The organism is Psychrobacter sp. AOP5-GZ1-6 (genome assembly GCF_052376345.1).
Taxonomy (GTDB): domain Bacteria; phylum Pseudomonadota; class Gammaproteobacteria; order Pseudomonadales; family Moraxellaceae; genus Psychrobacter.
In genome coordinates, this window is record NZ_JBQSVP010000018.1 from 1 (window position 1) to 24,456 (window position 24,456).

Genomic DNA, 24,456 nt, shown 5'->3' on the forward strand with positions numbered 1-24,456 from the left:
GCCGTTAGTAAAAAGCCACCCTCTTAGAGGGTGGTTTTTTTATAAGTAATCTAGAAAGTCAGTAATGCTATTAGCTATCTATAGTTGTCATATGATATTAATTCAAATCTATTCTTCACAGAGCTAATGTATTTTTTCATATACTATTGTAATCTGCTGCATAGCTTGATATATTAACGCAGCTTCTTATTAGTCGCTAATATCAGCGTTTAAATAAGAAAAAAGTTCGGTAAGAATAATAATTTTACCGACAAGGGCTTGCATTCTATGCTGAATATTGTATAATGCTGTCCTTTACACCCATAGGCGATTGGCTCAATTGGTAGAGCATCGGTCTCCAAAACCGAGGGTTGTAGGTTCGAGTCCTACATCGCCTGCCATCTTCTTATCATATCTGTGTCGTACCCTATCATCTCCGAAGCGAGTTCTTTATGAGCAATAATCAAGATAACCTCGAGACTAAGTTATCTGATGCCAAGGCGGATGCTAGCGGAATGCTGTCCAAAGGTAAGCACGTCTCAGCAGGCAATCAAACAACTGCTGTTGAAGTAGCTAAAACTGGATCAATAAAAGATGTGATACTGTGGTTGTTAGCCGCAGCATTTTTGATCGGTGCAACGTTAGTTAATCAATATTTACCTGGCTATTGGCAACCTGCCAATGATGTTTGGGTGCGTATTGGTATTATCGTTGCTCTTGTTGTATTTGCATTAGTATGCTTAGCGTTAACGCATCAAGGTCGCGCTTTTAAAATATTATTAAAAGATGCTGGCGTTGAGCTGCGCCGAGTAACATGGCCAAGTAAAGACGAAACCTTTCAATACACTTGGCAAGTAATTGTCGTGATTGCTATTGCTGGTTTCTTTATTTGGTTATTAGATAACTTTTTTAATTGGTTTGTTGGCGTATTTATCGGTTAATAGCACGTATTAGTGATTATTAACGAGACATTTACTCATAAAAACTTATTCTATAATGGTCAGGAGCGTGATATGCGTTGGTATATTGTCCAAGCGTTTTCAGGATATGAAAAACAAGTACAACGTTCATTAACTGATCGTATTAACCGTAGTGACTTTGCTGAGTCATTCGGTGATGTATTGGTTCCTACTGAAGAAGTCGTCGAAATGAAAGACGGCAAAAAGCGTAAGAGCGAGCGTAAGTTCTTTCCAGGATATGTATTAATCCAAATGGAAATGAATGACAATACTTGGCACATCGTAAAAGACTGTCCACGTATTATGGGTTTTATCGGCGGTACGCCTGAAATGCCTGCGCCAATTACACAAGTAGAAGCTGATCGTATCTTAAACCGTCTCAATCAGACTGAAACAGATCCACGTCCTAAGACGCTATTTGAGCCGGGCGAAGAGTTATTGGTTATTGATGGTCCATTTACTGACTTTAAAGGGTTGGTTGAAAAAGTGGATTATGAGAAGTCTAAGTTACACCTAACAGTAAACGTATTTAATCGACCTACTCAGGTCGAGCTTGAGTTTAGTAAAGTTGAAAAACTAGACTAAACTAGCAAAAAGTTCATCAACCGGGGAGCTGTTAGTCAAATAGGTATGTATGTACCACATTGATTTGGCGCTATTACCCATTTAGGAGAGTATCATGGCTAAGAAGATTGATGGTTACATCAAACTGCAAGTGCCTGCAGGAAAAGCAAATCCTTCACCACCGATTGGTCCAGCATTGGGTCAAAAAGGCGTGAACATCATGGCGTTCTGTAAAGAATTTAACGCTGCAACCTCAGGTCAAGAGCCGGGTCTACCGATTCCAACTGAGATCACTGTATACAGCGATAAGTCTTTTACCTTCATCATGAAGTCACCACCAGCTTCTTACTTATTACGTAAGGCTGCCGGTATTGCTAAAGGTTCAGGCACACCAAACACCGCTAAAGTCGGTAAAGTTGATCACGCGCAATTAGAAGAGATCGTTAAGACCAAAGATGCAGATTTAACTGCTGCTGATCTTGATGCTGCTGTCCGTACCATTGCTGGCACTGCACGTTCAATGGGTATTACCGTGGAGGGTGTATAATGTCTAAGATAACTAAACGTCAAAAAGAAATTCAAAGCCGTGTTGATAACGAAAAGCAATACACTCTTGAAGAAGCGGTTCAAATCTTAAATGATTTGCCAGCGCTAAAATTCAAAGAGTCTATTGATATTGCTATTAACTTGGGCGTTGACCCACGTAAATCTGATCAAGTCGTTCGTGGCGCTACCAACCTACCTGCTGGTACTGGTAAAACCAAACGCGTTGCTGTATTTGCTCAAGGCGCTGCTGCTGAAGCCGCCAAAGAAGCTGGTGCTGACATCGTTGGTTTTGAAGACCTAGCAGCAGAAATCAAAGCGGGCAACATGGATTTTGATGTTGTTATTGCTGCTCCTGATGCAATGCGTGTTGTTGGTCAATTAGGTACTATCTTAGGCCCACGTGGTCTGATGCCTAACCCAAAAGTTGGTACAGTAACGCCAAACGTTGCTGAAGCTGTGACAAATGCTAAAGCTGGTCAAGCACAGTATCGTGTAGACAAAGCAGGTATTATTCATACTACTATTGGTCAAGTTGGTTTCACTGCTGAGCAAGTTATCCAAAACGCTGAAGCATTAATCACAGATCTAAAACGTGCAAAACCTGCTACTTCTAAAGGTACTTTCATTAAGAAAATTACCTTGTCTAGCACTATGGGTCCTGGTATCACTATTGATGCTGTTCCTTATCGCACTGCTAAATAATTAAGTATCTCATCTTCATCTATTTTGAATGATGAGCACAAAATAATTTTAAAGAATTAGGTCAGCGTAGTATTTGCTACGCTGTCTAAGACCGTAGGTAGAGAGCAGTTTAAAATTGTAAATAGCTGTTTCTGACAGTTAAATACTATATTAAGTCGCTTTTGTTAATCGACGACAGATGAAAATCTTAGTTGTCCTACGCAGACGGTGGCCCACACAGTTTAAGACACGAGCGAATAGGGTTATACGATTGTTTAGGCAGTCATCAAACTATTACTCAACGTCATTCTGATAACGGTGCCGTAATCAGTCGTTACCAGTAGATACGTTTTTTAGGATCTGCTGGTAATGTGTCGTATCAAGTCAGTCTTAGCTTAGAGTTTAAGCGCATAAAAACTTCAATGTTTTAGCACTTCTACGATAAGTCGATTGATAAGATTAAAGGAGTCAACTTATGGCATTAACGCTAGAGCAAAAACAACAAGTTGTGGCTGAAGTGTCTGAAGTTGCTGCTAATGCTTATTCAGCAGTAGCTGCCGAGTATCATGGAATTGGTGTTGCACAGCTTACTCAGCTGCGCCAACAAGCCCGTGATAAAGGTGTTGTTTTGAAAGTGGTAAAAAATACACTAGCAAAACGCGCTTTTGAAGGCACTAATTTTGAAAGCATGTCAGACCGTATGACTGGTCCTCTACTTTTGGCTTTCTCTATGGAAGATTTGGGATCTGCCGCTCGAGTCATATTCGACTTTAGCAAAGATAACAAAGCTTTAGAGACCAAAATAGTATCAGTCGGTGGTGAAGTTTATGGTCCAGAAGAGCTAGAGCGCGTATCGAAGCTACCAACTCGTGACGAAGCAATCTCTATCTTGATGGCTACTATGAATGCACCAGTGACCAAGCTTGTCCAGACTATGAACGCTGTTCCTGGCAAGTTCGTTCGCACTGTAGCGGCAATCAAAGACGCAAAAGAAGCTGCTTAATTGCTTGTTTTAACGTAACTTTGACATCGCTAATTTTGATTGCACTTTATTGTCACACCTATTTGAAATGTCGACAAGCAATCAAAGCGATATTAAAATCAATTAATTTTTATCAGATAACGGAGAGTTCTCATGGCACTATCTAAAGATGATGTGTTAAACGCAATCGCTGAAATGTCAGTAATGGATATCGTTGAGCTAATCAGCGACATGGAAGAAAAATTCGGCGTAACAGCTGCTGTTGCTGCTGCTGCACCTGCTGCTGCTGGTCCTGCTGCTGCTGCTGAAGAAAAAGATGAGTTTGACGTAGTTCTTGCCAGCTTTGGCGAGAAGAAAGTTGCGGTAATTAAAGCCGTACGTGAAGCTACTGGTCTTGGCCTAAAAGAAGCGAAAGATTTGGTTGAGAGCGCTCCAGCTCCAGTCAAAGAAGGCGCATCTAAAGCTGAAGCTGAAGAGTTGAAAAAGAAACTTGAAGAAGCTGGTGCAAGCGTTGAACTAAAATAAGTTTAACTACTGTACGAAAAAAAAGCTGGTAATGCCTTGCATTGCCAGCTTTTTTTTACTATAATTCGTAGCTTGACCTTTTGTGTCTGCCAACATACGTATGCAACAACACGGTGGATACCCATCAAAAGGACAGACGATATACATGCAAGCACACATGCCAGTTTTTGAAATCAGTTAATATGAGCTAAACGTCCGTAGATGTTTGGCATTTTTTTGTGTCTGCATGCTTTCCTATTAACTTAACACTATAGTTTGTACTGATTCTAAAAGTTATAGTTACCCCAGTTATTATTAATTCTGAAAAGCTATCGATTCTAGGTTATCCACTTAGCATGGTTTTACTGTCAGTAGGTAGGCTCATAGACGGTAGATATCGGCGACGATATTGGTTTTGATGATAAGTAGTTTTTAAAACTACAGTAAAAGTCACTTTTTATACGTGTATTTTTAGCTAAGTTATAATACCAACGTATCGTAAAGTAGGTGATATTGAAATTATTAATCTGAGTAGGCATATAGCCTAACTGAGATACCAGTTACAAGATTGAATGAAGTGTGCTAAATAAGCACTGATTAGTAAAGTAGTAATTGATAGAAAGACATGAGTTAAGCACGAAGACCCGTTTTATATTATCGTTTACGTCGCCAAGTTTGTATCGTATTTATGCATGCTGGCCACGATTTAATTTGTTTCCACGTTTACTGTAAGGACTCTCGATGGCATATTCTTATACTGAAAAAAAGCGTATTCGCAAAAGTTTTGCTGAATTGCCCACTGTAATGGACGTTCCCTATTTACTGTCTATTCAAGTAGATTCTTACGAGCAATTTTTGCAAGAGCATAGAAAGCCAAAAGCTCGTGAGAATACTGGTTTGCAAGCTGCGTATTCCTCTATTTTCCCAATTGAGAGTCATTCTGGCAACGCTGAACTACAATTCGTTGAGTATCATTTGGGCACACCTGAATTTGATGAGCGTGAATGTATCTTACGTGGTTCAACATTTGCTGCGCCTATGCGTGTCAAAATCCGTTTGATCATCAAAGACAAAGATAGCAAGGATAAAGATAGCAAAGCTGCTATCAAAGACATCCGTGAGCAAAGCGTCTACATGGGTGAGATGCCACTGATGACGGCTAACGGTACTTTTATTATCAATGGTACTGAGCGTGTTATCGTATCTCAGCTACATCGTTCACCTGGTGTATTCTTTGATCATGATAAAGGTAAGTCACATTCAAGTGGTAAAGTACTTTATAACGCCCGTATTATTCCTTACCGTGGCTCATGGTTAGATTTTGAGTTTGATGCTAAAGATTTAGTATTTGCTCGTATTGACCGCCGTCGTAAACTTCTTGCGTCAATCATTCTACGTGCACTTGGCTTAACAACTTCTGAGATCTTAGATTTATTCTTTGATAAAGTTGCGGTTTACAGAGGTGAAGAGACGTTTGAGATTGATTTGGTTGCTGATCGTCTACGTGGTGAGATGGCTCAGTTCGATATCGTATCACCTGAAGGGGATGTTATCGTAGAGCAGGGTAAGCGTATCAATGCACGTCGTATCCGTCAGCTAGAAGAAGCTGGTATGACGAAAATTGCTGTACCTGATGAATATCTATATGAGCGTATCTTAGCGGAAGATGTTGTCGTCAACGATGAAGTTATTGCTAAAGCTAATACGTTAATTGATCACGAGTTGTTGGTTAAATTAAGTGCATTCGAAGCTAGCGAATCTATCAAAGAGTTTAGCATTCTATTCACCAATGACATTGATCAGGGTAGTTATATTGCTGATACGCTACGTGCTGATAGTACGTCAAGCCGTGAAGAAGCGTTGATCGAAATCTATAAAGTGATGCGCCCAGGCGAGCCGCCAACGGTCGAAACTGCTGAAAAGTTATTTGAGAGCATGTTCTTTAACGCAGATCGTTACGACTTATCAAACGTTGGTCGCATGAAGTTCAACCGCCGTTTAGGGTTAGAGTTTGATAATACTGATGATCCGGATGTTCAACGCGCACGTAGTGTATTGACTAACGATGATATCGTTAATGTTCTAAAAGAACTTATCGAAATTCGTAACGGTCGCGGTGATGTTGATGATATTGACCATCTAGGTAACCGTCGTATTCGCTCAGTGGGCGAGATGGCAGAAAACCAATTCCGTGTTGGTCTTGTACGTGTTGAGCGTGCGGTCAAAGAGCGTTTGAGCTCTGCTGAGTCTGATAACTTGTCACCACAAGATTTGATTAACTCAAAGCCTGTAGCGGCTGCGGTTAAAGAATTCTTTGGTTCAAGCCAGTTGTCACAGTTCATGGATCAGAACAACCCGTTGTCTGAAGTTACCCATAAACGCCGTGTATCAGCATTAGGACCTGGTGGTCTGACTCGTGAACGTGCAGGCTTTGAAGTACGTGACGTACATGATACCCATTATGGTCGTGTATGTCCTATTGAGACTCCTGAAGGTCCAAACATTGGTCTTATCAACTCATTGGCAACATTTGCTAAAACCAATAGCTTTGGTTTCTTAGAAACGCCATATCGCCGTGTGGTTGACGGTAAAGTAACGGATATCATTGAATATCTGTCAGCGATTGAAGAAGTAGGTACTGTCATTGCACAGGCTGATTCACCGTTGACCGAAGATGGTGCACTAAGCGATGAGATGGTCAGTGTACGTAACTACGGTGAATTTGTTCGTATGCCACCAGAAAAAGTGACACATATGGATGTGTCACCAAGTCAGGTAGTATCGGTAGCAGCAGGTTTGATTCCATTCCTAGAACATGATGATGCTAACCGTGCCTTGATGGGTTCGAATATGCAACGTCAGGCTGTTCCTACGCTACGTGCGGATAAACCATTAGTTGGTACTGGTATGGAGCGTCACGTTGCTCGTGACTCTGGTGTCTGTGTGATCGCCAAGCGTGGTGGTGTGATTGAAGATGTTGATGCATCACGTATTGTTGTTCGTGTAAACGAAGATGAAATGACTGCTGGTGAAGCGGGTATCGATATCTACAATTTGATCAAATACACGCGTTCTAACCAAAATACTTGTATTAACCAACGTATCATCGTTAACCAAGGCGATGAGATTGCTTTGGGTGATATCTTGGCTGATGGTCCATCAACAGATCTTGGAGAGCTAGCGCTAGGTCAGAACATCCGCATCGCATTTATGCCGTGGAATGGTTACAACTTCGAAGATTCAATCTTGTTATCTGAGAAAGTGGTTAAAGAAGATCGTTTCACTACGATTCATATTCAAGAATTGACTTGTGTGGCACGTGATACCAAGCTCGGTACAGAAGAGATTACTGCTGATATTCCAAACGTTGGTGAAGCAGCACTATCAAGTCTTGATGAAGCAGGTATCGTTTATATCGGTGCGGAAGTTGACGCTGGCGATATTTTGGTTGGTAAAGTGACACCAAAAGGTGAGACGCAACTAACGCCAGAAGAGAAATTGCTCCGGGCTATCTTTGGTGAAAAAGCGGCTGATGTTAAAGACACGTCTTTACGTGTTCCAACATCAAGCAAAGGTACGGTTATTGACGTACAAGTATTCACCCGTGATGGTGTTGAAAAAGATGCACGTGCAAGAGCGATCGAAAAGTCACAGCTTGACAGCTATCGCAAAGATTTGAAAGAAGAGCTACGTATCTTTGAAGAAGCAGCTCGTGGTCGTATTGGTCATCTATTAGATGGTCAAAAAGTCAGCGGCGGTGCTGGTCTAAAAGCTGGTACGGTGATGGCATTTGCTGATATGAAAGATATGAGCCTTGAGACATTGCTTGATATCCAGCCAGTAGAAGAAGAAATATCTGAGCGTTTGACGCAAATCGCTGATTACTTAGTTGATAAGCAAAAAGACATCGATGTGAAATTTGCTGAGAAAAAACGCAAATTGACAGCAGGTGATGACTTGCAACATGGCGTACAAAAAATCGTTAAAGTATATCTAGCGGTTAAGCGTCGTATTCAACCTGGTGATAAGATGGCTGGTCGTCACGGTAACAAAGGTGTTGTCTCACGCATCATGCCAGTTGAAGATATGCCGTATGATGAGCATGGCAATACCGTTGACATCGTACTGAACCCGCTAGGTGTACCATCACGTATGAACATCGGTCAGGTTCTAGAAACGCATTTGGGTATGGCAGCGAAAGGTCTAGGCGAAAAAATTGATGGCATGCTTAAGTCTCAAGCAGCGATCAAAGAACTACGTGAGTTCTTAGACCAAATCTATAACAAGGTTGGTGGTGAGCAAGTTGACCTTGACAGCTTGAGTGATGATGACATCATGGCATTATCAGCCAACTTGCGTGGTGGCGTACCAATGGGTACCGCAGTATTTGATGGTGCAAGAGAAAGCCAAGTAAAAGATTTGCTAGAGCTTGCGGGTATGGACCGTGATGGTCAACAGACCTTATATGATGGTCGCACAGGTCAGAAATTTGACCGTAAGGTGACGGTAGGCTACATGTATATGCTTAAACTTAACCATTTGGTTGACGACAAGATGCATGCGCGTTCTACTGGTTCTTATTCACTAGTGACGCAGCAGCCATTGGGTGGTAAAGCTCAATTTGGTGGTCAGCGTTTCGGTGAAATGGAAGTGTGGGCACTAGAAGCTTACGGCGCAACATATACGTTGCAAGAGATGCTGACTGTGAAGTCGGATGACGTTGAAGGCCGTACGCGTATGTACAAAAACATCGTTGATGGTGAACAGTATATGGATCCAGGTATGCCTGAATCGTTCAATGTACTGACCAAAGAAATCAAATCACTGGGTATTAATATTGAGTTAAAACAAAGCAACTAACCCTGTTGTTTAACTTAGTTGTTAGCTGAAAGCAGTACGCTCATTGCTGCTGCTTTTAGTGATTTGTCTCAACCCTATTCATTGCCTTCATTCATCTTATTTGCGTCAATAATACGCTGTCAGATGATTATAAAGATAACGGAGAAGCAACTTGAAAGATTTACTCGATATCATGCAGAGCCCTACCGGCAACGGTAATCAAGAGTTTGATAGCATTCAAATTACTTTAGCCTCACCTGACGTGATTAAATCATGGTCACATGGCGAAGTAAAAAAACCTGAAACCATTAACTATCGTACGTTTAAACCTGAACGTGATGGTCTGTTTTGTGCCAAAATCTTTGGTCCAGTAAAAGATTTCGAATGTTTATGTGGTAAATATAAGCGCCGTAAGTTCCAAGGCGTTATCTGTGAAAAATGTGGCGTAGAAGTTACGACTGCGAAAGTACGTCGTGATCGTATGGGCCACATCGATTTGGCTAGCCCAGTTGCACATATTTGGTTCCTAAAATCATTACCAAGCCGCATCGGTCTATTGTTAGACATGACGCTACGTGATATCGAACGCGTTCTATATTTTGAAAGCTATATCGTGACTGAGCCTGGTCTAACCAGTTTAGAAAGATACCAGTTGCTTGACGATGAAGATTACTTCAAAGCCCTTGAAGAGTTTGGTGATGAGTTCACTGCCAAAATGGGTGCTGAAGCTGTTCAAGATTTATTGAAAGATATCGATATTGATTTAGAGATTGATGAGCTACGCGAAGCGATTCCGCAAACAGGTTCTGAGACTAAACTTAAAAAGATGTCTAAGCGTCTTAAGTTGTTAGAAGCATTCCGTGATTCTAACAACAAGCCTGAGTGGATGGTAATGAACATATTGCCAGTACTACCACCAGATTTGCGTCCGCTAGTACCACTAGAAGGTGGTCGTTTTGCAACGTCAGATCTAAACGATCTGTATCGCCGTGTTATTAACCGTAACAATCGTCTAAAGCGTCTGCTTGAGCTAAGTGCTCCTGATATCATCGTACGTAACGAAAAACGTATGTTGCAAGAATCAGTCGATGCGTTGCTAGATAACGGTCGTCGCGGTCGTGCGATTACTGGTAGTAATAAACGTCCATTGAAATCTTTGGCTGATATGATCAAAGGTAAACAAGGTCGTTTCCGTCAGAACTTACTTGGTAAGCGTGTTGATTATTCTGGTCGTTCTGTGATTGTTGTTGGTCCAACACTACGTTTACATCAGTGTGGTCTACCGAAGAAAATGGCACTAGAGCTATTCAAGCCATTTACTTATAACAAACTATTGTCTCATGGTTTGGCAACGACGATTAAAGCTGCTAAAAAAATGGTAGAGCGTGAAGAACCACAAGTGTGGGACATGCTGGCCATGGTTATTCGTGAGCATCCAGTGCTTCTTAACCGTGCACCAACACTTCACCGTTTGGGTCTACAGGCATTTGAGCCAGTACTGATCGAAGGTAAAGCAATCCAATTGCATCCGCTCGTTTGTACTGCATTTAACGCCGATTTTGATGGTGATCAGATGGCTGTTCACGTGCCATTGACGCTAGAAGCCCAGCTTGAATCACGTGCGCTGATGATGTCTACTAACAACATCTTGTCACCTGCGAACGGCGATCCAATCATCGTGCCATCACAGGATGTTGTACTAGGTCTATATTACATTAGTCGCTCGTCTATCAATGCCAAAGGCGAAGGCATGATCTTCTCGACCGTCAATGAAGCATTGCGTGCTATTGGGTCAAACGATTTGCATGTAAACGCTAAAATCAAAGTGCGTGTCACTGAGACGCATATTGACGAAGAAGGTAACCAAACCAAAGAAGTTAGTATCAAAGATACTGTTGCTGGCCGTTTGTTGATCTGGAACATCATGCCTAAAGGTATGACGTTTGAAGAGTGTAACCAAGAAATGACGAAGAAAAACATTTCAGGTCTCATCAACTCTTGTTATCGTAAAGTAGGCGTTAAAGAAAGTGTTATGTTTGCTGACCAATTGATGTATCTTGGTTTTGCTCAAGCGACACTATCGGGTGTTTCTATCGGTATTGACGATATGGTCATTCCACCACTGAAAAAGAAAATTATTGAAGCGGCTGAAGGCGAAGTTCGCGAAATCGAAGATCAGTTCGAGCAAGGTTTTGTGACTGCCGGTGAGCGTTATAACAAAGTGGTTGATATCTGGTCACGTACCAATGACAAAGTCGCTAAAGCGATGATGGACAATTTGGCAACTGATAAAGTAACCAACGCACAAGGTATCGAGGACGAGCAGAAATCGTTCAACTCTATCTTTATCATGTCAGACTCTGGTGCTCGTGGTAGTGCGGCTCAGATTCGTCAGTTGGCTGGTATGCGTGGTCTGATGGCTAAACCAGATGGTTCTATCATTGAAACACCGATTAAAGCCAACTTCCGTGAAGGTTTGACGGTATTACAGTACTTCATCTCAACTCACGGTGCTCGTAAAGGTCTAGCAGATACGGCACTGAAAACGGCTAACTCAGGTTACCTGACTCGTCGTTTGGTTGATGTGGCACAAGATTTGGTTATCACCAGTGACGACTGTGGTACTGAGCAAGGCTTGCTCATGAAACCCCATATTCAAGGTGGTGAAATCATTGAGAAACTAGGTGATTTAGTACTTGGTCGTGTGACTGCGCGTGATGTTACTTACAATGATGATGCTGATAAAGTATTGATTCCAGCGGGTACTTTGATTGATGAGCATTGGGTCAACGTGCTTGACGAAAATGCCATTGATGATATCTGGGTACGCTCAGTGATTACCTGTGATGTTGAGCATGGTGTGTGTTCACAGTGTTATGGTCGTGATTTGGCTCGTGGTCATAAAGTTAACATTGGTGAGTCAGTCGGTGTTATGGCTGCACAGTCTATTGGTGAACCTGGTACCCAGTTAACCATGCGTACTTTCCACGTGGGCGGGGCAGCAAGTTCAGCATCTGTGGATAATAGCATCTCAGTTCGTAATGCTGGTCAAGCACATTTCGAAAACATGAAGACTGTACAACATACTGATGGTCACTTGGTTATCGTATCACGTTCAGCTGAAATCGCATTGACCGATGAGCTTGGCCGTGAGCGTGAGCGCTATAAAGTACCTTATGGTTCAAGCGTGCTTGTGAAAGACGAAGAACAGGCTGAAAGCGGTCAAACTATCGCAAAATGGGATCCGCATACGCATCCAATTATCACAGAATTTGCTGGTACAGCACGCTTTAGTGATATCACCGACGGTATGACTGCCACAGTGAAAGTAGATGATGCCACTGGTATGAGCTCATTTGAGATTCTTGCTACTCGTGACCGTTCAAGCTCAGCAAAAGACTTGCGTCCTGCAATTATCTTGAACACTGACGAAGGTAAAGAAGTGGTTTACTTCTTGCCTGCTGAAACCATCATTCGCGTTAGCGATGGTGAAAAAGTAGCAGCAGGTTCGATTCTAGGCCGTGTACCACAAGCTTCTTCGGGTACTAAAGATATTACTGGTGGTCTACCGCGTGTTGCTGACTTGTTCGAAGCACGTCGTCCAAAAGATCATGCCATCATGGCAGAAATGACCGGTGTGGTTAGCTTTGGTAAAGAGACTAAAGGTAAAAACCGCTTCATTATTACTAATGAAGATGGTGAAGTACATGAAGAGCTAATCCCGAAATGGCGTCAAATCAATGTCTTTGAAAATGAGACAGTGGCACGTGGTGAAGTGATTGCTGATGGTCCACAGAACCCACATGATATCTTGCGTCTAAAAGGTCAGACTGCGCTTGCTGATTATATCGTCAACGAAGTACAGGACGTTTATCGCTTGCAAGGTGTGAAAATCAACGACAAGCATATCGAAGTTATTATTCGTCAGATGCTGCGTAAAGTCGAGATTACTGATGGTGGTGATTCAAACCACTTTAAAGGTGATCAGGTAGAGTATGCCGATATCAAAGCATTGAATGCAAAACTAGAAGCGGAAGATAAATTCCCAGTACAGTTTGAGCGTCAACTGTTAGGTATCACTAAAGCAAGTCTGGCAACAGAAAGCTTTATCTCAGCGGCTTCTTTCCAAGAAACTACGCGTGTCCTAACGGCTGCTGCTGTTACTGGTAAAGTAGATGAATTACGTGGTTTGAAAGAGAACGTCGTTGTTGGTCGTTTGATTCCTGCAGGTACTGGTCTTGCTTATCATAAAACACGTAAAGAACAAGCGGATCAAAAGCTACAAGATAAAGATCTTAATGCAGCGTTTGATATGACGGCAACCACTGATAGCAAAGACTTTGCTAGCTTTGATGAAGCCTTTGCACAAGAACTAAATCAAGATCATTAATAGTCTTTGATATATTCTTAGTTTACTAGAAAAGCCAGCCTTAGTTGCTGGCTTTTTTATGCCTATTATAAACTAAAATAACGTAAAACTGAGGGTAAGCAGTATGCTTTTTGGGTTAACCTTTATGGATCTAGCAGCAGTTTTTGTTAGCTGATATAGTTTCTTGTATAATTTATTCGACAGACCTTGATCGTAGTTCATTAAGAACCATGTTATGAGCTGTGATATAGTTAAAGAAATATAAAATGGGTATAAGACAGCCGACTGTAGATTGTACGAGTAGTGCATCTAAGGAGAATAACGCGGTAGCGGTTTAGCCGTTCGCTGACTGTAGCTGCAACTTATTAGCACTTATTATTAATATAAGGATAAATAGCAAATGGCAGGTAAAACTCGTGTTGCCAAGTATCAAGCCGATCGAACCAATCAAAAACTGTATTTTTGTCGTCTGTCCTGTCAATCAGCAGGGGCGACTAATGATAAGCAGCTATACCAAGCGCATTGTGAGACTGCTATTTTTCACTTATATGGCGCTTTTCTCGCATTTACCCAAGAGCTTGGTTATTTCTACAGTTTAAACATTCCAACCCCCACATTGTCAGATATCGAAAAAGCATTGAGTGAGCGTACGCAGGTATCTCCTGAGATTCAGCGTTTACAGCAGATAAGACAACAGGGGTTTCTTGCAAATATAGAGCGTGCTTATCAGCGTTGTTTGTATGCCGTACAGCCTGATACGATCATAGATGAAAAGTCAAGTAGTGAGACAGCGCAGTCTTCGGATCTGATTGTTAATGTGGTTACTTTATCAAACCAATGGTTACCAGATGAGGCAACGATACGTGAATGGCGCCAGCAGTTTTTAGATTTGATTGAACAACTACGTGCTGGTATGGTTGAGTTTTAGTAGAATTTAGCTTAAAGATAAATAGATACGCATGCATATTCTATAAAAATAATAAAACCCCTACTCAATAGCATGAATAGGGGGGGTTATTGTCTAATATGCACTGGTTGTATCGATGATTTATTCTGGCATCGGTGGTAGCGATTCGACTGGCGTTGCTGACAATGGGTTTTGTGGTACACCATCATTATTACCGCGATTAGTAGTTCGTGGTGTCTGTGGACTTAACTCAGGTTCAGGCGTTAAGGGCGTACGCTGCTGTGTTTGCGTAGTAACTGGCTTTTCTGATGTATCTGGCTCGCTACTTTCATCATTATCCTTAGTTTCTACAGTCTTTTTCTGCAGTCTTCTAGAGGTAAAGCCTTGTTCGTTGGGTACCCATTGGCGAGGCGTATTCTTGAGCTGAGCTCTCATAAAATCCATCCAAACTGGCAATGCTGCCACACCACCATATTCGCGGCGGCCCATGGTTGATGGCTGATCAAATCCCATCCACACTACCGTTGCATTAGTAGGATGGAAACCTGCAAACCAAGCATCTTTTGCATCATTAGTGGTACCTGTTTTACCACCAATATCACTACGTCCCAAAGCTTTTGCTCGTACGGCTGTACCACGTTGTACCACATCACGCAATATATCTGCCATATCAAAAGCAACTCTAGGTTCTAATATTCGAGGGGCTTGCTTGGCCAACTCATACTGAGCTGGAGGTGCTTTTAAACGATCAGATTGTGGACTTGCATCATAGATACTCAAATCGATGCTCTCGTCACTGTTTTCTACTGCATCTAGGTTTTGTTGGTTAGTAGATGTTGCATTACTTGCAGTCTTATCTGAATTTTCAATTGAAGCTTCATAGTCTTCGACTGCTTTTTTATTCATTGCTTCGAGTTTTTCGTTGAAACATTTAGCGCAGGCTTGTTGAGGATTGGCTTGGAATAATAGTTTGTTGTTATAGTTATAAATCTGTTCAATGAAGTAAGGTTGTATGCGATGACCACCATTTGCAAAAGTTGAATAAGCAGTTGCCATCTGCAACGGTGTCGCTTGTCCTGCTCCCAGTGCTAACGATAAAGTTGTTGGAAGTTTTTCTTTATCAAGACCAAATTCATCTAGTAGATTGAGTGTATCAGTGATACCAATGGCTTGTAATAGACGGATAGATACTAAATTACGTGATAAATATAAACCACGACGTAGAGTGATATCCCCTAAAAAGCGTCCATCGGAGTTTTTAGGTTTCCAGCCACCTACTTGGATAGGATTATCTGAGACCATCGTATCTGGACGATAGCCCTTTTTGAGAGCTGATGTATAGACAAGCGGTTTAATTGTTGACCCAGGTTGCCGCCAGCCTTGTAAGGCTCGATTGAACTTGTTGTGATTAAAATCAAAGCCTCCGATTAAGGCATTAACTGCACCAGTCGAAGGATTTAGAGAAACTAGGCTGCTTTGTATCTTAGGGATTTGCGCTAATTGCCAATTACCGTTGGCTGTTGGTATTAGACGAATGATGTCGTTTTCACTGACTATTTGACTGGCGTTACTAGGAGCGTAACCGATACGATTCACAGAAATATATTTGCGAGCCCAGTTCATACCTGACCAATTAACGGTGACACTTTCACCTGAAGGCATCGTCGCTTCAAAGCTGCGCGAATTGACTTTAGTAACTTTGGCAGGGGACATGCTGCTATAGCGACGGAAGTTTTCTAGTGGTTCGTCGTTTGCTTCAGCACCGCGCCAACCATGTCGATGATCATAAGCAACTAAACCTTTAAGCACTGCTGCTTCTGCGTCTGTTTGCGCTTCACTGTCAATGGTAAGACGTACTCGCCAACCGCTATGCATTACCTGCTTACCATAGCGATTAACCAACGTAGCGCGTGTCATTTCTGCCAGATATGGCATATTCACATCAAGTTTTTCTTTATAAAGTTTAATACCAATAGGTGAGGAAATTGCCTCATCACGTTCTGCTTCGGTAATATAGCCCAGTTCATGCATGCGACCGATAATCCAGTTACGGCGAGTCAATGCACGTTCAGGATTGGCAACAGGGTTGTATTTAGAAGGAGCTTTTGGCAGACCTGCCAACATTGCTGTTTCAGCAATAGTAAGGTTGTCTAGTGATTTACTATAATATTTTTTGGCAGCGGCACGGACACCATAGGCACCTTCACCTAAGTAGATTTTGTTGACATACAATGTCAAAATATCATTTTTACTGAGTTCGTCTTCAATTTTACGTGCTAAGAACAATTCAGTCAGTTTGCGATTTAAAGTACGTTCTGAACTTAAAAAGTAGTTTTTGGCGACCTGCATGGTGATAGTAGAACCACCAGTTTGGCTATCGTCATCGGTGACCGCTTCAGTAACGGCACGTCCTAACCCTTTAATGCTGATACCGCTATGTTGAAAAAAAGAGGCATCTTCTGCTGCCAAAAAAGCATGTGTTAAGTTGTCAGGAATCTCGTCAAATGTAATGGGTAGGGATAGACGATTACCGTATTGACCAATCAATTTGTCATCACTGCTGTATATTTGTAATGGCATCTCTAGTTTTGCTTTCTTGATCTCTTGAGTGCTAGGCAAGGTTGGCGATAAATACATCGCCATACCATAAAAACCAATAGGCACAGCAAGCGCTAAGATAACCGCTAACGCTAAGCAGGCAACAAAAAGCCCTACCAAAAAATGAATAAGGCGGGCGGTAGCATTTTCTTTGATCATAAGAAGACTTATCAATTAAAATTTGCAACAGATAGGGGTATTATACCTTGAACAAAATAAGCAGGGCATAATAAATGTGTAAGTTAGACTCAATAAGTTATATAAATGCTTGAATCTATCTATTAAGTAAAGTATTGTATTCAATTATTACAAATAACTATCAGATTGTACACTTAATATAAGGTATAGAGTTTGTGAGGCTATTTACTTCCAAAAATCAACATTTGATTGGTGTGGATATCTGTGCCACCTCAGTGAAATTGGTTGATATACAGCGCCAACAAGGCATGTTTCATCTAAAATCTTATGGTATTGAGAGGCTGCCGGAAGGTATAGTCGTCGATAAACTTCTCTTAGATACTGAAGCGGTTGGTAATATTATTACTAGCTTAGCTAAACGTTGCCAAGTGGCTGGTGCTGATGCTGCTACTGCGGTCTCAGGGTCAGCCGTCATTACCAAAATTATCGATATGGACAAATCGCTAAGCGATGTTGAGCGTGAAGCTCAAATACGCTTAGATGCCGATCAATATGTCCCTTACCCATTAGAAGACGTTAACTTGGATTTTGAAGTGGTCGGTCCTTCTTTAGCCAGTGACGAGATGGTGCAGGTGTTGCTTGCGGCGTCTCGCTCAGAAAACGTCGATCAACGAGTTGATGCACTAACCTTTGGTGGGTTACAGACTAAGGTTGTCGATATTGAGTCTCACGCGATTGAGCGTGCTTTTGGACTCATGGTAGATAATTTACCGAGTAATCCAGAGTTGGTCGCATTGGTTGATATTGGACATAATCAAACGACATTATACGTCGCCAAAAACGGTGAGTTTATATACAGTCGTGAGCAGTTGTTTGGTGGTGTTCAACTGACAGAAGCAATACAAAACCGTTATGGGTTATCCGCTGAAGAAGCTGCAATAAGCAAGCGTGAAAACACGTTGCCTGATGATTATCACCCTGATGTATTGATTCCTTTTATTGAAAGTACGATTCAACAAATTACTCGATCATTACAGTTTTATTTTTCTTCGAGCCAATACAGCAGTATTGATCACGTAGTGCTGGCTGGCGGTAGCAGCTCTATTGCGGGTCTTGCAGGTATGGCACAACAAAAACTTGGTGTGACTGTTAGTACTGCGAATCCTTTTATTAATATGACCATTGCACCGAATATTGATAATGAGCAACTAGCAATTGATGCACCAAGCCTAATGGCCGCATGCGGTCTTGCGTTAAGGAGCTTCGACTAATGGCTCGTATTAACCTCTTACCCTGGCGACAAGAAGAGCGCGAACGTCGCAATAAAGAATTTATAACTTTGGTAGTAGCGGTGACTCTGCTGGCTTTACTGGCAGCATTTGCTTCATGGAGTTATTTTAACAATGCGCTTGATGAACAACGTGATGCAAATGCTTTGATTGAACAGGAAAACACCCGTTTAGACACAGTATTAGTTGAAATTGATAGTCTAGAGCAGCGGCGTGAAGATATCATTTCACGGATGCAGGTTATTCAAGATTTGCAAGGCCGACGCCCTGTGCCTGTACGTTTATGGGATGATCTTGCAAAAGCCATGCCTCCAGCACTTTACTTAAATAATTTAAAACGTGAAGGCGATACGCTTACTCTCACAGGTTTAGCGGATAACCCAAATGTTGTGTCAAGTTTGATTCGCAATCTTGATAAGAGCAAATGGATGGATGGCTCAGCTGTTAGTAACATTCAACAGAATATCAATGCTTATGAATCTGCTCCAGTGCTTAACAGTACGGTTACTACTGGTACGCAACCACGTCCTGCTTATCCTGAAGACAGCTATGTTCAGTTTGTAGTAACGACTAAAGTTCAGTCAGAGTCAGCCAAACCTGATGACGCTAGTACTAGTCTTGGAGGTGAGTTATGAAGCTTAGCCGTAAAAAAAGTCTAATCAAAAACAAAAAAGCGGCCTCTAAAACAAAGAAGCAGTTTGATTTGCAGGAGTTTCGTCGCAGTTTTGAATCGTTGGATTCTGAAAACTATGGCAGTTGGCCATTACCAGTAAAAGCAACCGTAATCGGGCTGATTGTTACGCTTATAGTGGCATTAGCATGGGCCCTACCGATTAGTAGCAAAATTGATGAAATAAAGGCTGCTGAGAGTCAGCAAAAGACTTTACTAGATAGTTACCGTGAAAAAGAATCACGGGCACGTCATTTAGAAGCCTACAAAGCACAAGTAGTTCAAATGGAAACTGAGTTTAATACTTTGCTTGATCAGTTGCCAAAAGAAACACGTGTGTCAGAGTTAGTAGAAGGTATCAACATGACGGGCGTGGGTAGTAACATACGTTTTCAAGATATTTCGGTTGAGCCTGAAATTGAAAAGGAATTCTTTATTGAGCAACCTATTCGTATTGCTGCGTTAGGTGAATACCACCAGTTTGGTAGTTTTATTAGTGGTCTTGCTGCTCTACCGCGAATCATTACTATGCATGATTTTGAAGTTAGCAATCCGAAGCCAACTTTGGATGTTTTACCGGAGCTTAATTTGGTACTGCAAACCAAAACTTATCGCTCAAAAGAAGTAAATTCTGAGAGTGATACTGAAGCTACTACTGATAATGCAGGAGGCAACTAATGACTATTCAAAAACTGCCTACGCTATTGGCCTTAAGCATTGCTGTTTTATCGATAACAGGTTGTACAGATCGTATTGGTATGGCAGAGCAAGCAATGACGGACATACGTAATCAGCCTGCACAGCCTATCGAGCCACCGCCCAAGGCTGAGCTGGTAGAAGATTTTGTCTATAGTGCCAGTGCCCAGCGCAGTCCATTTTTACCACCGAGTTTAGTGAATGCACAAGGCCCTACTACTTCTATCGACGGCGTGCGCCCTGATCCTGCAAGGGTAAAAGAACAATTGGAACAATATGAATTAGCGCAACTGGTCTTTCGCGGTGTTGTTACTTCACCTGAAGGTCAAGAGTATGCGTTGATACAGCGTCCTGATGGTTCAGTCGCGAATGTTAAAGTAGGTGATTATCTTGGCGTAAATAACGGCCGTATTGTTGAAATCACGCCGACTCAGATTAACTTGATTGAAATTGTGCCAGACAGCCGCGCAGGGTTCGTTGAAAAACCCCAGTCGTTGGTTTCCCCTATAAGCTAAGTCGGCAGATTTTTGAGGAATAAATAATGACAGTACGCAATAACAAGGTAACGATGATGAGCAACCGCGTCTCTTCTGCTTTTGCCATTTCAGCATTGGCAATTAGTATGGTAGCAGTGAGCAACAGTGCCCATGCTGCACAGCGCATTAATGATGTCTCTGTGGTGCAAACTGCGCCAGCAGTGACGCAAATTCGTTTGGGTTTTTCAGGTTCACCAGTATTACCTGCAGCTTATCAACTTGATGACCCTAGCCGTTTGGTATTAGATTTTGAGCAAGTACAAAACGGACTTGCAAGTCGCTTTAGTGAATACAATACTGGGATAGTCAATGATCTCACTACGCTAAGTAGTGACAGTACCACTCGCCTTATTGTTGGATTAAAACAAACAGGCAGTTATACAACAACGATTGATGGCAACGATTTAGTATTAACCATCACTGATCCCAATGGTTCAGTGATGACCAGCGATCCTGTCCAAGATGTATTGAACAATAATGTCACAACGACACCAATTGTAGAAGCCAGTAGTGGATATACTGCTAATACAAGCAGTCAGACTGTGACTGAAAACCAAGTACCAGCGGATACGATGGTAGTCAGAGTCAATCCATTGTTGAGTCCACAACTTGCTTCTTCACAAGTGAGCAAGCAGTATAGCTATGAAGGGTTGAGTGCGGTTGATTTTTCAGCAGGAAATGATGGCGGTGGTAATGTTAGTATCGCACTTAACAATGAAGCCATACCAGTTGACGTACAACGCCAAGGTAACAAGTTGGTGGTATATTTAACTGGTAGTACAGTGCCTAGAAACCTATTACGCCGTTTAAATATTAATAGTGGTCTTGTTAATAGCATTGATACCAAGAATCAAGGTCAGAATGGTGTCATTACTATTAATATGACTGATGATTATGAGTATCAAGCCTATCAATCAGGTAGTCAATTAAACATTAGTATCAATAAGCCAGCACTATTACGTGAGCCGACGCTTGAAGAAAAAGTATATAGTGGTGAGCCATTATCTATGGAATTCCAAGACGTTGAAATTCGTAGTGTCTTAGATATTTTAGCGCAGTTTACAGAAATGAATATCGTGGCTAATGATTCAGTTGCTGGGAATATCACCTTGCGTCTTATCAACGTGCCGTGGGATCAGGCGCTTGATATTATCTTAAAGAGTAAAAATCTCGGTAAACGTGAAAATGGCAATGTAATTTTGGTGGCACCTGCTACCGAGCTTGCCGAGCAAGAGGCACGTGAGCTTGAAGCACAGCAAGCGGTTGAATCTTTTGCACCGTTACGTACAGAGTACATCCGCTTAAGCTATGCTAAAGCGCAAGATGTTCTGACATTGATTTCTCAAGGCAGCGGCTCTTCTGGTAGTAGCTCAAACCGTGCCGACGACAATAACTCTTTGTTGTCAAATCGCGGTACCGTCACGGTTGATGAGCGTACCAATACCTTGATTATCAAAGACGTTGCTGAAAGCATCGAAAATATTCATAAATTGATTGGTAAAATTGATATTCCAGTCCGTCAGGTCATGATTGAAGCGCGTATCGTTAGTGCAACCGATAGCTTTAGTAAGGAGCTTGGCGTAAGTTGGGGTATTTTGTTTGATGGCAAACCCGATGATAACCGTCTGACATCTAGTGGCTTGAACGTTGATTTGGGTATTTCAAACCCTGCAGGTGTTGCTTTTGGTATCTTGAATGTATCAGATGTGATGCTCGACCTTGAGCTATCAGCGCTGCAAGCGGACAATCGCGGTGAAGTCATCTCGACGCCGAAGATTTTGACCGCGGATAAACAAACCGCAAAGGTGTCATCTGGGACTCAGATTCCGTATCAAGAGGCCTCAGCCAGTGGCGCGACCACCACCAGCTTTAAAGAAGCGGCGCTGAGCTTGGAGGCCACGCCAAACATCACCCCTGATGGTAAAATTGGCCTACAACTCCTCATCACCAATGGCACACCGACCATCATCAACAATCAGGTCGCCATCGCTGAAGACTCAATCTCAACCAACGTTATCATCGAAGATGGCCAGACCGTGGTCTTAGGTGGCGTGTTCAAAAACCGTACCAGTAACGGCGTGGATAAAGTGCCTTTCTTAGGGGATTTGCCGTATATTGGCCGCGCCTTCCGCAAAGATGTGCGTAGTAATGAGAAACAAGAGTTGTTGATATTCATCACGACTAAGTTGATTAATGATGGTGTTAGTCGCTTGGATTAATAATAGTATTGGCTGTGTAAGTTACAGCTAATAGTATGTTATCCAATAAAAGAAAAAAGCAAGCCTAAGTGCTTGCTTTTTTATGGCCTTGTTTTAGTGATCAGTAGTGCTTATTTGTGAATGGTCAACAGGCACTCAGTTATTACTAATAATAGAGCCTCGTTACTAGCCAGAATATCAATGACGTTGTATGATAGCTAATTTAACTGAGTAAGTATTATGGTTGAGGAATTGCCATCGGTGTTTTTAGTAGGGCCGATGGGAGCAGGGAAGACGACAATTGGAAAACTGCTTGCTAAGCAGTTAGGTCGCACCTTTGTAGATAGTGACTGGTATGTCGAGTCGCAGACAGGCGCTGATATTGCGTGGATCTTTGCCAAAGAAGGCGAAGCGGGGTTTCGTGAGCGTGAAACGCGAGCTATCGATGAGTTGACTCAAAAAAACCAAATTGTATTGGCTACTGGTGGTGGAGCTGTTATGTGCGCTGAGAATAGAGCGTTTTTACAGCAGCGCGGTATCGTTGTGTATTTGAATGCGCCAGTTGATGTCCAAATGGCACGTACTGCCAAAGATAAATCACGCCCATTATTACAGCAGCCCAATCCTAGGAAAATCTTGCAAGATTTATATAGCAAGCGTGATCCATTATACCGTCAAGTTGCTGATATTGTTATGCCAACGGGTCATACTTATCCTCGTCATATGGTTAACCAACTCTTACAGCAACTAGAGTCCTTTAGTGTATCTACTGTCACAGTGCCAAACCATAAAGAAAATGAATCATAAGTAATGATCGACGATATTATTACTGAAGTTAAGTCACTTTTATTTTATTAAAATGCTTAGGGAGTCTCTAATGACAAAGTCAATGTTTCATGATGGTTTGACAGTGCATACGCAAAGTCATGACTATCCAATTGTCATTACGGAAAAAACGGCGATAGAAAATAATAGCATGGCAGAACAGGTCACTCCTTATATTAGTGGTCGCCAAGTTTTGATTGTCACGAATGACACCGTTGCTCCTTTGTATTTAAAAGAACTGGAGGACGAGCTAACAAAGCAGTTTACGGTTAGCACTTGTGTACTACCAGATGGTGAGCAGTATAAAAATCAAGCGAATATCAACCTCATTTATGATGCATTGATGGCAAAGCATTTTAATCGTGATGTGACACTTATTGCGTTAGGTGGAGGTGTTATTGGTGATATGACAGGGTTTGCTGCAGCAAGTTTTATGCGCGGAGTGAACTTTATTCAAATTCCAACAACGCTTTTGTCGCAAGTGGATTCCAGTGTAGGTGGTAAGACAGGAATCAATCATCCTCATGGTAAAAATATGATTGGTGCTTTTTGGCAGCCACAAATGGTACTTGCGGATATGAGTACACTGAGAACTTTGCCTGAGCGTGAGCTGTCAGCAGGGTTGGCTGAGGTTATTAAGTATGCGCTTATTATGGATGAGCCTTTTTTGACTTGGCTTGAGGACAATCTACCTGCAATGATAGCATTAGATTTGGCGGTACTTGGCGATGCAGTAAAACGCTGCTGTCAGTATAAGGCTGATGTCGTTGCGCAAGATGAAAGAGAGTCAGGTGTACGCGCGCTACTGAACTTTGGTCATACTTTTGGGCATGTGATTGAAACACATCAAGGCTATGGTAATTGGCTACATGGCGAAGCAGTCGCTGCTGGTATGGTACAAGCTGCTGAGCTCTCACAAAAAATTGGTTGGTTAACGATCGAAGAAGTGGCTCGTATTAAACGTATTTTAATGTTGGCCAACTTACCCATTGCAGCACCAACTATTGATGCGCAAACTGCTTTGAGTTTGATGGGGCATGATAAAAAAGTGAAACACGGACAAATCCGTCTCATTTTGTTAAAATCTCTAGGTAAGGCTGTAATGACCAATGATTTTGATCCCAAGCTTTTGACTGAGGTGTTATCACAGCCAAGCGCGTAATCTCTCAAAATCTC

At 42.0% G+C, this 24,456-nt stretch carries 17 protein-coding genes and 1 tRNA gene; 17 read left to right on the forward strand and 1 reads right to left on the reverse strand.

The window, feature by feature from the left end; translation table 11 throughout:
- The first annotated feature begins 304 nt into the window (after positions 1–304).
- The 10 genes from ACT3RN_RS04175 to ACT3RN_RS04220 all read left to right on the forward strand — a co-directional run bounded on the left by ACT3RN_RS04175 (position 305) and on the right by ACT3RN_RS04220 (position 14,351).
- A tRNA-Trp gene (locus ACT3RN_RS04175) sits at positions 305–380 on the forward strand.
- Between the two features lie 51 nt (positions 381–431).
- Positions 432–920, forward strand: a complete 489-nt coding sequence (secE, locus tag ACT3RN_RS04180; RefSeq protein WP_192518658.1) for a preprotein translocase subunit SecE — start codon at positions 432–434, stop codon at positions 918–920.
- A 72-nt stretch (positions 921–992) separates the two neighbouring features.
- Positions 993–1,523 (forward strand): transcription termination/antitermination protein NusG, encoded by a 531-nt coding sequence (nusG, locus tag ACT3RN_RS04185; RefSeq protein ID WP_057761729.1) that lies wholly within the window; start codon positions 993–995, stop codon positions 1,521–1,523.
- A gap of 94 nt (positions 1,524–1,617) precedes the next feature.
- Positions 1,618–2,049 (forward strand): 50S ribosomal protein L11, encoded by a 432-nt coding sequence (gene rplK / locus ACT3RN_RS04190; protein WP_442062397.1) that lies wholly within the window; start codon positions 1,618–1,620, stop codon positions 2,047–2,049.
- Positions 2,049–2,750 carry a 50S ribosomal protein L1 gene (gene rplA / locus ACT3RN_RS04195; protein ID WP_192518660.1) on the forward strand — a complete coding sequence of 234 codons (702 nt, stop codon included), beginning with the start codon at positions 2,049–2,051 and terminating at the stop codon, positions 2,748–2,750. The genes rplK and rplA overlap by 1 nt, the downstream gene beginning before the upstream one ends.
- Before the next feature lie 454 nt (positions 2,751–3,204).
- The gene (rplJ, locus tag ACT3RN_RS04200) at positions 3,205–3,732 is read left to right on the forward strand and encodes a 50S ribosomal protein L10 (protein WP_192518661.1); all 528 of its coding nucleotides are present in this window, start codon (positions 3,205–3,207) and stop codon (positions 3,730–3,732) included.
- Positions 3,733–3,864: 132 nt separating this feature from the next.
- Positions 3,865–4,236: a 50S ribosomal protein L7/L12 gene (rplL, locus tag ACT3RN_RS04205; protein ID WP_192518662.1), complete on the forward strand. Its 372-nt coding sequence runs from the start codon at positions 3,865–3,867 to the stop codon at positions 4,234–4,236.
- Positions 4,237–4,956: 720 nt separating this feature from the next.
- On the forward strand, positions 4,957–9,075 hold the full coding sequence (gene rpoB / locus ACT3RN_RS04210; protein WP_192518663.1) for a DNA-directed RNA polymerase subunit beta: 4,119 nt from the start codon (positions 4,957–4,959) through the stop codon (positions 9,073–9,075).
- A gap of 151 nt (positions 9,076–9,226) precedes the next feature.
- A complete protein-coding gene (gene rpoC, locus ACT3RN_RS04215; RefSeq protein WP_192518664.1) occupies positions 9,227–13,444 on the forward strand; it encodes a DNA-directed RNA polymerase subunit beta' in 4,218 nt (1,405 codons plus the stop codon).
- Positions 13,445–13,823: 379 nt separating this feature from the next.
- The gene (locus ACT3RN_RS04220; RefSeq protein WP_192518665.1) at positions 13,824–14,351 is read left to right on the forward strand and encodes a DUF6586 family protein; all 528 of its coding nucleotides are present in this window, start codon (positions 13,824–13,826) and stop codon (positions 14,349–14,351) included.
- A gap of 120 nt (positions 14,352–14,471) precedes the next feature.
- Here ACT3RN_RS04220 and ACT3RN_RS04225 read toward each other — a convergent pair whose 3' ends face one another.
- Positions 14,472–17,087, reverse strand: coding sequence for a penicillin-binding protein 1A (locus ACT3RN_RS04225; protein WP_192518666.1), 2,616 nt, complete (start codon positions 17,085–17,087; stop codon positions 14,472–14,474).
- A gap of 194 nt (positions 17,088–17,281) precedes the next feature.
- Here ACT3RN_RS04225 and pilM point away from each other — a divergent pair, with 194 nt between their 5' ends.
- The 7 genes from pilM to aroB all read left to right on the forward strand — a co-directional run bounded on the left by pilM (position 17,282) and on the right by aroB (position 24,442).
- Complete coding sequence (gene pilM / locus ACT3RN_RS04230; protein WP_192518667.1) at positions 17,282–18,337, forward strand: type IV pilus assembly protein PilM; 1,056 nt, start codon at positions 17,282–17,284, stop codon at positions 18,335–18,337.
- On the forward strand, positions 18,337–18,990 hold the full coding sequence (locus ACT3RN_RS04235) for a PilN domain-containing protein (RefSeq protein ID WP_192518668.1): 654 nt from the start codon (positions 18,337–18,339) through the stop codon (positions 18,988–18,990). The genes pilM and ACT3RN_RS04235 overlap by 1 nt, the downstream gene beginning before the upstream one ends.
- On the forward strand, positions 18,987–19,703 hold the full coding sequence (locus ACT3RN_RS04240; RefSeq protein WP_192518669.1) for a type 4a pilus biogenesis protein PilO: 717 nt from the start codon (positions 18,987–18,989) through the stop codon (positions 19,701–19,703). Before ACT3RN_RS04235 ends, ACT3RN_RS04240 begins: the two co-directional genes overlap by 4 nt.
- Positions 19,703–20,236: a pilus assembly protein PilP gene (locus ACT3RN_RS04245; RefSeq protein WP_192518670.1), complete on the forward strand. Its 534-nt coding sequence runs from the start codon at positions 19,703–19,705 to the stop codon at positions 20,234–20,236. Before ACT3RN_RS04240 ends, ACT3RN_RS04245 begins: the two co-directional genes overlap by 1 nt.
- Before the next feature lie 26 nt (positions 20,237–20,262).
- Positions 20,263–22,476, forward strand: coding sequence for a type IV pilus secretin PilQ (pilQ, locus tag ACT3RN_RS04250; protein ID WP_192518671.1), 2,214 nt, complete (start codon positions 20,263–20,265; stop codon positions 22,474–22,476).
- Positions 22,477–22,695: 219 nt separating this feature from the next.
- Positions 22,696–23,262 carry a shikimate kinase AroK gene (gene aroK / locus ACT3RN_RS04255; protein ID WP_192518672.1) on the forward strand — a complete coding sequence of 189 codons (567 nt, stop codon included), beginning with the start codon at positions 22,696–22,698 and terminating at the stop codon, positions 23,260–23,262.
- A 70-nt stretch (positions 23,263–23,332) separates the two neighbouring features.
- Complete coding sequence (gene aroB / locus ACT3RN_RS04260; protein WP_192518673.1) at positions 23,333–24,442, forward strand: 3-dehydroquinate synthase; 1,110 nt, start codon at positions 23,333–23,335, stop codon at positions 24,440–24,442.
- The last annotated feature ends 14 nt before the right edge of the window (positions 24,443–24,456 follow it).